This is a genomic window from Bifidobacterium apri, assembly GCF_009299485.1.
In the GTDB taxonomy this organism is placed as follows: domain Bacteria; phylum Actinomycetota; class Actinomycetes; order Actinomycetales; family Bifidobacteriaceae; genus Bifidobacterium; species Bifidobacterium apri.
Genome location: NZ_WBSO01000001.1, coordinates 347,163 through 360,490, shown reverse-complemented (window position 1 = coordinate 360,490; position 13,328 = coordinate 347,163). Strand labels below are relative to the sequence as shown.

Annotated in this window: 10 protein-coding genes; 8 read left to right on the top strand and 2 right to left on the bottom strand. The window is 54.8% G+C overall.

The features are described 5' to 3' along the window. The first annotated feature begins 199 nt into the window (after nt 1-199). The 6 genes from DSM100238_RS01320 to DSM100238_RS01295 all read left to right on the top strand — a co-directional run bounded on the left by DSM100238_RS01320 (nt 200) and on the right by DSM100238_RS01295 (nt 8,037). Entirely contained in the window at nt 200-1,087 is an 888-nt protein-coding gene (locus DSM100238_RS01320) for an SPFH domain-containing protein (RefSeq protein WP_152354918.1), read from the top strand. Between the two features lie 224 nt (nt 1,088-1,311). Beyond that, a complete protein-coding gene (locus DSM100238_RS01315; RefSeq protein WP_152354917.1) occupies nt 1,312-2,358 on the top strand; it encodes a uroporphyrinogen decarboxylase family protein in 1,047 nt (348 codons plus the stop codon). 55 nt (nt 2,359-2,413) lie between these two features. Beyond that, the gene (locus DSM100238_RS01310; RefSeq protein WP_152354916.1) at nt 2,414-3,592 is read left to right on the top strand and encodes an ABC transporter substrate-binding protein; all 1,179 of its coding nucleotides are present in this window, start codon (nt 2,414-2,416) and stop codon (nt 3,590-3,592) included. Nucleotides 3,593-3,663: 71 nt separating this feature from the next. Then, the gene (locus DSM100238_RS01305) at nt 3,664-5,478 is read left to right on the top strand and encodes an ABC transporter permease (protein ID WP_152354915.1); all 1,815 of its coding nucleotides are present in this window, start codon (nt 3,664-3,666) and stop codon (nt 5,476-5,478) included. 6 nt (nt 5,479-5,484) lie between these two features. Then, nucleotides 5,485-7,290 (top strand): ATP-binding cassette domain-containing protein, encoded by a 1,806-nt coding sequence (locus DSM100238_RS01300; protein WP_152354914.1) that lies wholly within the window; start codon nt 5,485-5,487, stop codon nt 7,288-7,290. Nucleotides 7,291-7,311: 21 nt separating this feature from the next. Further along, the gene (locus DSM100238_RS01295) at nt 7,312-8,037 is read left to right on the top strand and encodes an SDR family oxidoreductase (protein ID WP_167510960.1); all 726 of its coding nucleotides are present in this window, start codon (nt 7,312-7,314) and stop codon (nt 8,035-8,037) included. Nucleotides 8,038-8,724: 687 nt separating this feature from the next. Here DSM100238_RS01295 and DSM100238_RS01290 read toward each other — a convergent pair. Both DSM100238_RS01290 and murI read right to left on the bottom strand, forming a co-directional pair. Beyond that, nucleotides 8,725-9,570, bottom strand: a complete 846-nt coding sequence (locus tag DSM100238_RS01290; RefSeq protein WP_152354912.1) for a patatin-like phospholipase family protein — start codon at nt 9,568-9,570, stop codon at nt 8,725-8,727. A 343-nt stretch (nt 9,571-9,913) separates the two neighbouring features. After that, nucleotides 9,914-10,690, bottom strand: a complete 777-nt coding sequence (murI, locus tag DSM100238_RS01285) for a glutamate racemase (RefSeq protein ID WP_152354911.1) — start codon at nt 10,688-10,690, stop codon at nt 9,914-9,916. Between the two features lie 305 nt (nt 10,691-10,995). Between murI and DSM100238_RS01280 the strand changes: the two genes are divergently transcribed. Continuing rightward, nucleotides 10,996-12,096, top strand: coding sequence for a hypothetical protein (locus DSM100238_RS01280; RefSeq protein ID WP_152354910.1), 1,101 nt, complete (start codon nt 10,996-10,998; stop codon nt 12,094-12,096). A 291-nt stretch (nt 12,097-12,387) separates the two neighbouring features. Next, nucleotides 12,388-13,287: a diaminopimelate epimerase gene (dapF, locus tag DSM100238_RS01275; RefSeq protein ID WP_152354909.1), complete on the top strand. Its 900-nt coding sequence runs from the start codon at nt 12,388-12,390 to the stop codon at nt 13,285-13,287. The last annotated feature ends 41 nt before the right edge of the window (nt 13,288-13,328 follow it).

Sequence of the window (13,328 nt, the reverse complement as noted above, 5' to 3'; positions counted from 1 at the left end):
TGTGTTGATTGTCTTTGACCCTAACAATCCGCGCGCTTGCGTGTGGTGGCGTTGCGTTCGTAAAAATCGATAACCGGCTCTCAGCTTTTGGGAAGCATGTCCTGAAAATGGCGGGATCCCGGCATTCTGCCTAGTTTCTGATATGATGAAGCAGGCTGTTCGCGCAAGGATTGCGCGGACTCGGATGAAAGGAATCCCCATGCCGTTTGTTATCGCCTTGATTGTCATCGTGTTGCTTCTGCTGTGTTCCGCACTGTACGTGGTCCCGCAGCAGCAGGCTTACATCATTGAACGGTTCGGCAAGTTCCACAAGGTGCAGTATGCGGGGCTTAGGGCGAAAATCCCGTTCGTCGACCGCATCGCCCAGAAAACCAATATGCGTGTCAGCCAGTTGAATGTGAAGTTGGAGACCAAGACACTGGACAACGTGTTTGTCACCGTGGTCGCCTCCACGCAGTTCCGTGTCGCGCCTGAAGCGGTCGCCACCGCTTACTACGAGTTGCAGGATCCTGCCGGCCAGCTGCGCAGCTATATGGAGGACGCGCTGCGCTCCGCGATTCCGGCGCTCACCCTTGACGACGCGTTCGCCCGCAAGGACGATGTCGCCGCCGACGTGCAGAAGACGGTCGGCACGGAGATGAGCCGGTTCGGCTTCACTGTGGTGAAGACCCTGATCACCGCGATTGACCCGAGCCCGCAAGTCAAAAACGCGATGGACTCCATCAACGCCGCCCAGCGTGAGAAGGAAGCCACCCGCCAGCGTGCCGAGGCTCAACGCATCCAGATTGAAACCCAGGCGGCCGCCGAAGCGGAAAAGACGCGTCTGCAGGGCGAAGGTCAGGCGAATTACCGTCGAGAAATCGCCAACGGCATTGTCGACCAGATCAAGAGCCTGCAAGCCGTCGGCATGGATATCACGGACGTCAACAATGTGGTCCTGTTCAACCAGTATCTCGACGTGATGCGCTCGCTGTCTGAGTCTCAGAACACCAAGACCGTAGTTCTTCCGGCATCTACGCCGGGCGGTTATTCAGATCTCTACAGCCAGATAACCCAGGCGCTTGCAACTGCTGACGACGTGAAGTAATCGTCGCGGAATCGGGAAGGCCCGTGGAAACCGGAATGGTTTCCACGGGCCTTCCCATATATTGCATTGATAACGCCCTCAAGATTGTTGCAGCCGTTGGAATGATATGGCTTCCATAAGCAAAGCCTATAAGGCGGATTGTGCGTCACCTCGATGATTGTTGTTTAATGCAGATCATACACATCTGTGTAGTTCATCGGTCTGGGAAAAATGGAGGGTTCAACATGGTAAGCAATCGTCGCCAGGCATTTCATGATATCGCTCGTCACCGTACTACGGATGTCCCATATCTTGTTGCCGCATGGCAGCATCTGGTCGGTTCCGAATACGGTGCGGACACGTTCGCTGACGCATACATTCGTTTTGTGCAGCGTTGGGATTGGGATTGGGTCAAGATCAATCCTCGTGCTATCTATTATGCGGAAGCTTGGGGATCCCGGTACGATCATGAAGAATATGACGGGTATGTGATACCTCGTAAACTGGAGGATGTCATTAAGACTCCTGATGATCTGGAACGGGTGATTGAACTCGATCCTCGCAGTAATGATATTCTGATTCAGCAGTACGAGTCAGCGGCAAAAATCCGCAAGGCTTTTCCGGATCGCGCAGTATTGCAGTCCATCTTCAACCCACTGAGCATTTTGCTTCAACTTGCCGATTTGCCTTTGTACCCCGGTGATCAGTACGCAACGCCATCGCTCACACGTGAAGAGCTAATCTTTGACCATGCCGAGGCTGCGAAACAAGCGTTGGACAATATCGCAAAAACGTTCGCGGCATATGCGGCAGCACTGGTCACGCCGGCAGAACAAGGCGGGGCAGGTCTTGACGGCATCTTCTTCGCAGTGACCGGGACAGTCAGCGAAGGGTATTTCACCAAAGAACAATATGCGCAATTCGGTGAACCATATGATCGGATTGTCTTGGATGCAATCCATAAAGCAAATCCAGATGCGGAAATCCTGCTGCACACATGCCGTGCATATTCGAATCCTGATTGGTTTGATGAATACGGGGTTCAGATTGTGCAGTGGGATCAGTACCTGGATGGAAATCCGCAGGTTGACGTTCCATTGCACGTAGTGCCGGTAGGAGGCCCCAGCTACGCCGATTTTGCTGTGGGCGGCGATGTCTCGGTCATCAAAGCGGATATTGAAAAGGTGATTGAACTTAGAGAAGGCAAGCCATTCTTATTGGCTCCGAGCTGCACTGCTCCGACTCCTGCAAGCGATCAGGCATTAGAGGCTCTAGCAGCAGCACGCGTCTGAGAGACACATCGCATCGATTGAAATAACAATACAGGCAAGGATGAGAGGAATTTCTATGACATTGGCATCGATAACGAAGAGGGCATTGGTCGTGCTGACTGCAGCGGGTGTGCTGTCCAGCTTGACTGCATGCGGATTGAACGGCGATAATGCTGGCAATTCGTCTGCTGCACAACAGTCTGGCACAGTCAATATCGGCGTGATTTATCCGAAAACCGGTCAGTATGCCGAGTACGGCAAGTTGTTCAAGCAGGGATTCGACTTGGCGGTTGCCCAAGTGAACAAGGATGGTGGAGTCCAAGGCAAGAAATTGGGCTTAAAGTATTACGATACTCAGTCTGATGCCAAGCAGGATGCAGCTGTCGCTCCGAAGATCGCTTCTGATCAGTCAATCATCGCCGTTGTGGGTGATTATGCCTCGCCGGCGTCGTCCGCGGCTTCCCCGACATTCCAACAGGCGGGACTGGTGCATTACGGTTTCAATAATTCCGCTTCAACATTCACAGACACGGGAGATCATGTTTGGACTCCTCAAATCGGTCAGGATGTCTATCAGAAGGCGAATGCCGATATTGTGGCAAAGCATGCTAAGAAAATTTCAGTCGTTTACCTCGAAAACGACTGGGGTAAGCAGGCATATCAGTATTTCAAGGAGGAAGCTGAGAAGCAGGGGGTAGATATCGTTTACGAATCTTCATATCTTGCGGATTCCACTGATTTGTCGCCTATTTTGATTCCAGCGCGTGACGCGAAGCCTGAGGCGATTGTCGATATTGGCTATGGGCCAGATGGCGCACTGGTACTCAACACATTGCGGGATAAGCTTGGATATACAGGTGAATTCTTTGGTGGTCAGGAGACAGAAGAGTTCCTAAGCTTGGCAGGTAAGAATGCCGAAGGCACCATCATTACGGGCAGTTTCTCTGCTGAAGGCACGAAAGACAAGAAGGCGCAGCAGTTCGTCAAGGCATTCAAAGCTAAATATGGTACGACTCCTGGCAATTTTGAAGTCACTGCTTATCAGGCGATTATCGACTTGGCCTATGCGGCGAATAAAGAGGGTGCAACCCGTGAGGGCATCCAAAAAGGGCTTCAGACGATTACGGATTTCCCGCTGTATCAAGGTGATGGCGGTACATTCAAATTCGATCAGAAGACCCGTCGCGCAGACAACATCAAGCCGATCCTTCTGATTGTGAAGAATGGCAAGTTCGTCCAATACAACGGGGACTGAGTAGCTGATGGTCCCGGCATCCAATATGCCGGGACCATACGCGATTTGATACGAATCTGGGAGAAGCCGGAATGATAGATACGTTATTTTCGGGATTGATTCACGGCAGTGCCTATGCGTTGGTTGCTGTCGGCATGTCATTGGTATTCGGCGTCACGAATGTGGCAAATTTTGCGCAGGGATCACTGGTCGCCGTTGGCATGATGATTGCCTGGTGGCTTGGTTCATCACTTGGATGGGGAATCGTCCCGACCTTGATCGCGGTCATTGTTGTCTCTGCGATTCTAGGTCTGGTACTCAATGTCGCGGTGATCTCGCCGCTTGAAGGTCGAAAACCGATTGCAGCGCTCTTGGCGACGATTGGTGTCGGTCAGATTCTCGATAATGGATTGCAGATTATCTTCGGGCCACAGACGCGTCCATTCCCGAAATTGCTTGCCACATACAACTATCAACTGTTCGGAGTGCGTTTCGGCACTTCTGATATCGTCATGGTGATTATTGCCGTTATCTCCATGCTTGCGCTATGGGCATTTCTGAAATACGGGCGTATCGGGCAGGCGATTCGGGCGACATCTCAGGATCCGGAAGCTGCCCGGCAGATGGGCATCCCAGTCAAGTCGATTCGGAATATTTCTTTTGTCATCGGTGCAGTGCTCGCCGGCATTTCCGGTATCTTTGTAGGACTATTCAATGGGAACATCAATCCAACAAACGGCGGCACAATCGGTATGACCGCTTTTGTCGCGGCGACCATTGGAGGGCTTGGCTCCATTCCAGGAGCAGTCATCGGAGGCATTGCACTAGGAGTCGTTGAAGCTCTTGGCATTTCTTGGTTTGGCGATGGAGCACATGATCTCATCACGTTTGGTGCTCTTCTTGTCATTTTGATTTTGCGGCCGCAAGGTTTGCTCGGCAAAAACATTGATGTGAAGACAGAACCGCTAACCGGGACATTCCTAGGAGGAGGCAGACCGATCGTCTTGCCATGGTGGGGCAATGTTCTCGGTGCCGTAGCATTGCTCGCAACACCCTTCTTCTTCAATGACTATCTGTCCGGAGTCGGCACGCAGATTGCTATTTATGCAATCGCTGCGGTCGGATTAACCTTGATTTCAGGATCGGCGGGACAGACAATCCTTGGCATGGCAGGACCATTCGCAGTAGGCGCATACGCTTCTGCAATCCTCACCATGCAACTCAAATGGCCATTTTTGGTCGCCTTGCTTGCTGCTGGTTTGATTGCAGCGCTTGCAGCCAGTATCTTGACGTTCCCGGTATGGAAACTTGCAGGGCATTATGTAGCAATTGCAACAATAGGTGTCGGCTATGTCATGGTGGCGATAATCCGATTGGCAGAGCCGCTGACGAAAGGATCTTTGGGCATTCAAGGCATTGCATTCCCATCGGTGTTTGGCCAATCGCTGTACACACAGCAGATGCAATATCTGCTTGATGTCGTGGTGCTGATAATTGCGCTTATCATTGTCAGCAGGGTTCGCGCGTCGCATCTGGGGCACGTATTTGAAGCTGTTGGCTCAGATCAAGATGCCGCAGAAGCCTTGAGCATACGGACGAGTGCGTATAAGGCGCTTGCCTACGCGTTGGCGGCGTTCTTTGCAGGTCTTGCCGGATCGTTGCTGGCGCATCAATACACATATATTGATCCCACTATTTTCAACGTGAATATGTCGCTGCTCGTATTGACCATCATCGTAATGGGCGGTATGAACTCCCCATTAGGTGCAGTGCTGGGGGCAATCATCCTTATTGGCGGGCCGGAACTGCTCAGATTCGCGACAGAGGTGCGCGTCCTCCTGTATGGTGTGTTGCTCATCCTCATTATTCTGTTCAGACCGCAGGGGCTCTTTGCAAAGAAAGTGTGATGAATCATGAGTGATTTCAATACCGATGCATCAAGTGATCAGATTCTACAAGATATTGAGGTGGATAAAGAAGATCTTCACGGTGTCAGTGACATCGTCACTTTTGCCGCTCAGCATCGTCAGTCCATACTTGATGCGCCTGCTGTTCTGCAAGTACGCAACTTGAGCAAGTCGTTCAATGGCTTGAAAGCAGTCAATGACATATCTTTCGATTTGCACCAGGGCGAGGTGATTTCCATCATCGGCCCAAATGGTTCAGGAAAATCGACAACAATCAATCTGATTTCTGGGTTCATCAAACCTGATTCAGGCTTGATCGATCTTGACGGTGCAAGCATAGCGGGCTTGAATGTTCCCGACATTTCGGAGCGAGGTGTAGCGCGAACATTCCAGAATGGGCGTGTATTCGGTGGATTAACAGTCGATGAGAATATCGCTCTCGGATTCCATAAACGCCTAGAAGCGCAACGGCCGTTCAAGCAGTTACAGCGCTATCCGGTGTTGCGGTGGTTGCCACTCTTGGCTGAAACGGCTATTGCACTCGTACCGGGGCCGAAAAGCAGACAGGAGAAGAGAGATGTTGCGGAGCGTGTCGAACGTGAGGTAGGGCGATTCAAAGAACGTCTTGGCAATCGTAGGAATGATTTTACGTATACGTTGTCATATGCGAACCGTAGGCGTACTGAAATCGCTCGTGCACACATCAGTGAGCCGAAGTTGCTGCTGCTTGATGAACCCACAGCAGGAATGAACCAATCGGAAACTGCCGAGGTGTTACGTCAGTTACAACATCTCAAAGCTCAGGGACACACCATTCTGTTGGTGGAGCATAAGATAGAACTCGTCAACGCGCTTTCCGACCATGTGATAGCTATGGACGGTGGGAAAATCATTGCCTACGGAGATCCAGATACTGTCCGTAACAACCCCCAGGTGGTTGAGGCATATCTTGGCAAGCGACGAGAACCGCACCGTGTCTACCAAGCAGGTGGGCAGAAGGATGTGTTGGCGAAGCAGAATGCTATCGGGGCTTCCGATGCCATTGCAACAGTGCATGAGTCATCTTCCAAACAGGATACTCCCAAGGATTCGTTGCTTTCTATCGAAGCGATCGATGTGTATTATGGCCAGATTCGCGCGTTGCAAGGTGTTTCGATTGAGGTGCCGAAGGGTGCGATCGTTTCGTTGCTCGGTGGTAATGCGTCTGGCAAATCGACCACTATGAAAACCATTCTTGGTCTGAAAAAACCGGCGAAAGGGAAGATACTCTATCACGGTCGCGACATTACTTCACTGTCTACTCGCCAACGTGTGAAGTCCGGTATCGCGGCGGTGCCAGAGGCTAGGCGGATTTTCCCCGCGATGACTGTGGAAGAGAACCTTCTCGCTGGCGCCTATACACGTGGTCGTGGTGCTGATGTCATGTCTGATGTCGCCCAGATGTATGACCGTTTTCCGCGGCTCAAAGAGCGCAGACACCAGCAAGCTGGAACGATGAGCGGTGGAGAACAGCAGATGCTGGCTTTCGCTCGCGCATTGATGAGCCATCCCGATATTATCTGCATGGACGAGCCAACGATGGGTCTGTCTCCAAAATTGGTGGAAGATGTACTCGAACAAATTGTGCAATTGCGCGATCAACTCGGTGTATCGGTGTTGATGGTCGAACAACAGGCAGAATTGGCGCTGTCTATCGCCGATTACGGGTATGTGCTGCAAAATGGTCGAATTCGGCTTCATGGAGCGGCTTCCGATCTATTGCATAATCCAGCGGTCCAGGAAGCCTATCTTGGCGGCCCGATTGATGAATGAAAGATGCAAGGAGGTAACAACATGACTGAGCCTAAAATTGCCGTGGTGACTGGCGCGGCAGGAGGCGTAGGAGGGGCGACTGTCCGATCGCTGGTATCTGATGGATGGCGGGTTATCGCAACAGTGAGGCGTGAAGAGCAAGTAGCGCAGCTCAATGCAATCCGGGGGGTGAGCGCTTATGCGCTCGATTTGCTCGACAGCGACCGTGTAATGCAATGGGCGAATGATTTGGTTCATAGGGAAACGCCTCGTATCGATCTTGTCGTCCATACTGCTGCCATAGCCCCAGTAGGGCCGGCGGCTCTGGGCGATGCTCAGACATGGGAAAGTACGCTGAAGACGAATGTTGAGGCTCCTGCGCTACTCAACGCCGGTCTGTTGCCTGCTGTGCGAGCAGCGCAAGGAACCATCGTATTCATCAATTCTGGTGCAGGTGAACGTGCGGTAGCTCGTCATGCCATATACGCTTCGTCTAAACATGCACTTCGAGGATATGCCAATACTTTGCGCCTAGAGGAGGCACAGTATCGGGTTCGTGTGGCAAGCATATATCCAGGCCAGATTGATACGAAGATGCTTCGAGGAATCGATGAACAGCTGGGGGTCGATTTCCATCCCGAGCAGTATATCAATCCTCAAACAGTCGCTGATACGGTGCTGTGGATTGCCAATGCTCCTGATGATGTCCATTTCACCAATATCGATGTGCGTCCCCGTCAAGAAGTATCGGCTCAATTCAATGTATGAGTCAGATCGAGCGTTCAACGATGCCCCAATGCTGATATCAGTGTGATGCGCTCGCTGTCTGAGCCTCCGTGCAACGTCGGGGGAGGGAAGAGGACCCCGCTTCCCGGCCTAGATTCTGACGAATGATTCAGATCACCGCATAGCGATACGCAGTGGCGGGTTTTCAGACATATCGGATGTCTGAAAACCCGCCATTTGCTTTGTCTGCCGGTGTACCGGGCTGACATCGTACCGCGCTCAGACTTATACGGTGACCCGTACCGTGGCTGTTGGATTCCGCGGGTTCACCTTCCAGATTGCGTATGACGGTCTGGGCGCTCTGAACCGTAATCGTCAGCGATGTGTGAAATCAATCAATCCATACCGGGACAGCTCATCCACATACTTGCGTGCACTGTGCTCGGACAGCCCAAGATGCTCGGCGTTCGAGCGATACCGCTGTTCGTGAGTCGAAAATCGCTCCCGCCATGGTGACGCTCCTCTTTCACATGCTGCCGCTAAGGTAGAGCAACGATAAGCTATATGCCGGCGAAGTGCTGTATTTCGTTCTATAACCTACGTGCCGCCAAGAATCAACGAGCATCAAGATGTCAAGCTGCCCATGCCATGCATCATCACGAGTTGGTAAGACTCGTCCCTCACCAACTCGTCGAATCAGCCAGGATGTGTAGGAAATCAGGGTCGCGCTCAGCTTTCGAGGAACGCCGGGATCGCTTCCGCCGCGGCATACCCCGCACGATACATGCGTTCGAGCCCTTCGAACTTCTTGGTCAGCGTCGACAGCCCGTACAGGGATTCCGGCGCGATGATCAGCGCTTTGCCTTCCTGCTCGTACTGCTTGGCGAGCGCCACCTCATCGTTATAGGTCTGATACCGGTTGAGCAGGCGGTCGGCGGCGGCGGGATACGTGCGTTCCAGGATGTGGGCGGGCATAATGTCCTTCTTCTGTTCGCGCAGTACATCCTTGAGTCGGGTGAGAATGACCACGACCCGGTCATACCCGTCGTCGATGGCTTTCTGCACGGGGATGGGGTCGGCTATGCCGCCGTCAAAATAGGGGATGCCGTCGATGACGTACGGTTCGCAGGCGACAGGCACGGCGGAGGATGCCTTCATGATGTCGAAATCATCGTAGTGGACGTCTGACTTGTCGAAGTATTTGGGTTGCCCGGTTTCGGCATTGCATGCGACGACCGTGAATCCGGTTGGGTTCGCTTCGAACGCGTCGAAATCGACGGGGTATTCGCCGTCGTGGTTCGACAGTGTGCCGTAGACATAATCGAGCCCGACGAAGTTATGGTGCTTTCTGAAGTTCTGGACGCTGGCGTATTCCTTACGGTTGGCGTATTCGGTGTAGAACTTGTGGCTGCGGTAGGGCTGATGGGCGATATAGCCGACCATGTTGGCGCTTCCGGCGGAGACGCCGTAGCAGTGGTCGAAGTCGATGTGCATCTCCATGAGACGGTCCATGACTCCGGCTCCGAAAATCGCCCGGTAGCCGCCGCCGACATCGATCAATGCTGTTCGTGCCATATGTTCTCCCTCACGCTTTGCGCACCCGTGGTGTGGATGCGCATATAGTGCGAGCTTACGAGCCATATGTGGACAATAAGCCGGAAAACAGACAGGTGATGCGCAAATGTCGAACCGGTGCGGATTCACGTGCCTGAAGGGTTGCCCGGATGGTGCCAGACGGATGATGGCAGGTTGCACAGGTTATCCCGCCTGCGGTGCAGTCGTCGGGTTGCATGATGGGTGGGTATGGGCGTTGGTGTGGTGGGTTGCGTGAGCTATCTGCGTGCGGTGCGGTCGTCGGGTCGCATGGCGGGCTGATATGGGGGACTGATCTGTGGATTGCCGGCAGACCACCGGTTCGTTATCGCACGAGCAGTTGGTGCATCAGCGTGGTCATCCGCTCGCTCGGATCGGAATTCGACAGTACGATACCGCCTTCAGCATCCTCGGGCGCGAGTTGGCCGAGCGCCTCAAGCACCACACGCAAATGGTTCACAGTCCCCACGTTGCCGTCGATAATCGCTGTGGTGCTGGGCATCAGCTTGCGGAAATACTCGCGGAAGAATGGGAAATGCGTGCATCCGAGCACCACGGAATCGATCGTGTCAAGATCGTAACCGTCAAAATACCCGTGCAATGTGCGCTCGACCAGTTCACTGTCGTCAAGCTGCCCGTGCTCCACGATCTCCACCAGCGCGGGGCATGGTTGTTTGTAAATGATATTGGTCGCATTGAAGCGAGCCATCAGTTTGGCGAACTTCTGTTCCCGCAAGGTCAGCGGGGTGGCGGCGACGATCACATGCTGGGGCACGCCGTGCCCGCGATCGCAAGCGACTTTGAGCGCCGGCTCCATACCGATGATTGGGATGGTGAATCGTTCACGCAGCGCATCGACCGCTGCGGATGTCGCCGTATTGCACGCGATGACCACTGCTTTGACGCCTTCGCGCACAAAGTCGTTCACGATGGCGAACGCGAGGCGCCGCACCTGTTCGGGGGTTTTCGTGCCGTACGGGGCGTTCGCGGAATCGCCGAAATACAGGACCTGCTCGTTCGGCAGATCTTTCGCGATCTCACGCACCACCGTGATACCGCCCAATCCTGAATCGAACACGCCGATCGGTGCAGTGGAAGTCATGGCTCCTCCTCAACGATTCATTCCAATGATGATGCCCGTGCGCACAATCCGGGCATCCGCGCTACCGCGATAGTAGCATCGTTTCCCAACGGGTGTGGTGATGTGCGCCTGCCGCAAGCAATCGGATTCGACTGATGCCATATGCGTGTATGACGGGAGCGGGTGAAATCCGACTTCGCGTGAAGCGAGAAAATCGTTGGTGATTTGCAGGCTCTGGGCGTGTCGCACTGATGATGTCGAATTACGGGCGGGTGGATGTCGCCGCATCTGGGTCATAATGGCAGGCAGAGAAGGAAACTCACGGTATGGGGCTTCCGAATTCAGTATGGGATTGGGGGAGTATGAAACGCGTACGATATGTCATCGCGGTTGTCGCAGCCATCGCTTGCATGCTGCCGGGGATGGCGCTCGCCGCGCAATCAGAGGAGAAGACTGCCGATCATGCTTCTGTGTCGCAGCCTTCGTCGAGTACGTCTGCGGACGCGCAGAGCAACGCCGCGCAGGCAGATAACGCCTATGAATCAGCGAAGAGCGACTATACCGCCGCCCAGAAGGCCTATGATCAGGCGGTCTCCGACAATAAGAGCGCGGTACAAGCCTCGCAAGCAGCGCAACAGCGGGTGACTGCCGCAGCCAAAGCGGTTGCCGACGCGAGTGCAGGGCAACGGCAGGCTGCGGCTGCGGCGGCATCGTTGGCGAGTGCGGCGGCCGCATTGCAAAGCGCACAAGCTGCATATGTGCGGGCGTTGGCCAATGATGCCGCAGTCAGACGGAACAATGCCTCAGACAGCGATGCCGTCAAACAGGCGGACGCCCAATTGCAACAAGCCGAGCAGAACCGCGACTCTGCGCAAGCCGCCAATGATGCTGCCTTGGCTGCCAAACGCGCTGCGGACAGCCAGCGGGATGCCGATGCTCCCGCGTTGCGTGCGGCAGGGGCAGAACTGGCAGATGCCACGAAAGCAAAGGCAGATGCTGACGCCAAGCTCGTCAACAGCGCTGCGACATTAGCGCAGAGCAAGGAACAGCTGGCGAAATCCAAAGCCGCGCTCGCCCAAGCGATGACCAACAAGATTGCCGCTGACGCACTTGCCAACCGTAACAACGCGTCGAACAACAAGACACCATCGAAAGGCACGGTGAACACCGCTGCGGCGTCTGCCCCGTCGTCGGCCGCAACGGGTGCCGGCAATGCCAAGAGCGGCACTGCCGCCGGCGCCAAGAAGGCAGCGGCATCAACGCCCGGGGGCATATCAGGGGTTTTGGCGAAAACCGGTATCAGCGCGTCGACACTGATACTCATCGTCGCGCTGTTCGCAGGCGCGGTTGCGCTCATCTGGTATGCGCGCAACATCGGCGTGATGTATGCACGCAGCAAGAAACAGGGAGAACTCGACCACGTGTGACCGTGCGTGACCACGCGCGGATGTGCGCGACTACGGGTGACCATGCGCGGCTGTGCGTGACCGGTGATTACGCGTGACCGCGTGTGGCAGTGCGCGGACACGTGTGACCACGCATGACCACGCACGGCCGGCAGACGCCGACTGCACGCGTGTTCTGCAGATTCCAGCATGAATCCAGCCCTGTCGGCGTTCTATTCGGGGTGATGGGGATGATTCTTCATATGCCGGTACACTGCCCGGCATATGAATGCGCTATCGGCGATCCTCGTAGCAAGAGGCTACAGTGATGGCATGAGCATTCCACATACGGTATACAAGGCGCACGCCACAGGCAACGATTTCGTGATATACGCCGATCCTGACGGCGAATTCGAACCGACGGCTGATGAGGTCCGGTTCCTGTGCGACCGTCATTTCGGCATCGGCGGGGACGGCTTGCTTCGCCTGACCCACCCCGAGCATGTGCAAGACGTCGCTCCGGATACCGCTGCAACGCTTCGCGACCAAGGGACGGAGTGGTTCATGGACTATCGCAATGCGGACGGTTCCTTGGCAGAGATGTGCGGCAACGGCACGCGTGCCACGGCATTGTTCGCCCAACGGCTCGGATATGCGCAAGGGGTCGGCGGCGAACCATTCCGCTTGGGTACTCGCGCCGGTGTCAAGACTTTGGTGTCGCTCGGCGATGTTGAGCCGTGCGGGCGCAATGTGTTCCGAGTGGATATGGGACCGTGGAAGCGTGGGGAGACAGACGCCTTCAATGTGACGATTCCGGGGACTGCCGGGTCAGCCCGCGGTACGTTCGTCGATATGGGCAATCCTCACGTGGTCAGCGTGCTCGAAGACGGTGAGTCGTCCCTACCTGCGGTTGAAGCGCTGGATCTTGTGACCAAGCCGGTGGTGGCGCCCGTATTGGAATCAGATCAGAATGCCGAATTCGTCCGCATCGACTCCCAAGACGCCGATGCCGACACTGGCAAGGCCACCATGCGTGTCAACGAGCGCGGGGTGGGGGAGACGCTGTCCTGCGGAACCGGGCTGTGTGCCACGGGTGTCACCTTGTTGGCGAAAACCGGCATTCACCATTGGACGATCACCGTGCGTGGCGGCACGCTGCGAGTCGATGTGGACGACGACCGTGTGTTCCTCACCGGCTCGGCGACGTTGGTCGGGCGCATCGACCTGTTGTAGCCATACGCACAACGAACAGGCGTTCGGTGCAGCAGGAGCAA

Bases quoted from the DNA above. Each gene is read 5' to 3' on its own strand.
- DSM100238_RS01290 (WP_152354912.1), bottom strand. From the start codon at position 9,570: ATGGCACGAACAGCATTGATCGATGTCGGCGGCGGCTACCGGGCGATT.
- dapF (WP_152354909.1), top strand. From the start codon at position 12,388: ATGAGCATTCCACATACGGTATACAAGGCGCACGCCACAGGCAACGAT.
- DSM100238_RS01295 (WP_167510960.1), top strand. From the start codon at position 7,312: ATGACTGAGCCTAAAATTGCCGTGGTGACTGGCGCGGCAGGAGGCGTA.
- DSM100238_RS01310 (WP_152354916.1), top strand. From the start codon at position 2,414: ATGACATTGGCATCGATAACGAAGAGGGCATTGGTCGTGCTGACTGCA.
- murI (WP_152354911.1), bottom strand. From the start codon at position 10,690: ATGACTTCCACTGCACCGATCGGCGTGTTCGATTCAGGATTGGGCGGT.
- DSM100238_RS01315 (WP_152354917.1), top strand. From the start codon at position 1,312: ATGGTAAGCAATCGTCGCCAGGCATTTCATGATATCGCTCGTCACCGT.
- DSM100238_RS01305 (WP_152354915.1), top strand. From the start codon at position 3,664: ATGATAGATACGTTATTTTCGGGATTGATTCACGGCAGTGCCTATGCG.
- DSM100238_RS01280 (WP_152354910.1), top strand. From the start codon at position 10,996: ATGGGGCTTCCGAATTCAGTATGGGATTGGGGGAGTATGAAACGCGTA.
- DSM100238_RS01320 (WP_152354918.1), top strand. From the start codon at position 200: ATGCCGTTTGTTATCGCCTTGATTGTCATCGTGTTGCTTCTGCTGTGT.
- DSM100238_RS01300 (WP_152354914.1), top strand. From the start codon at position 5,485: ATGAGTGATTTCAATACCGATGCATCAAGTGATCAGATTCTACAAGAT.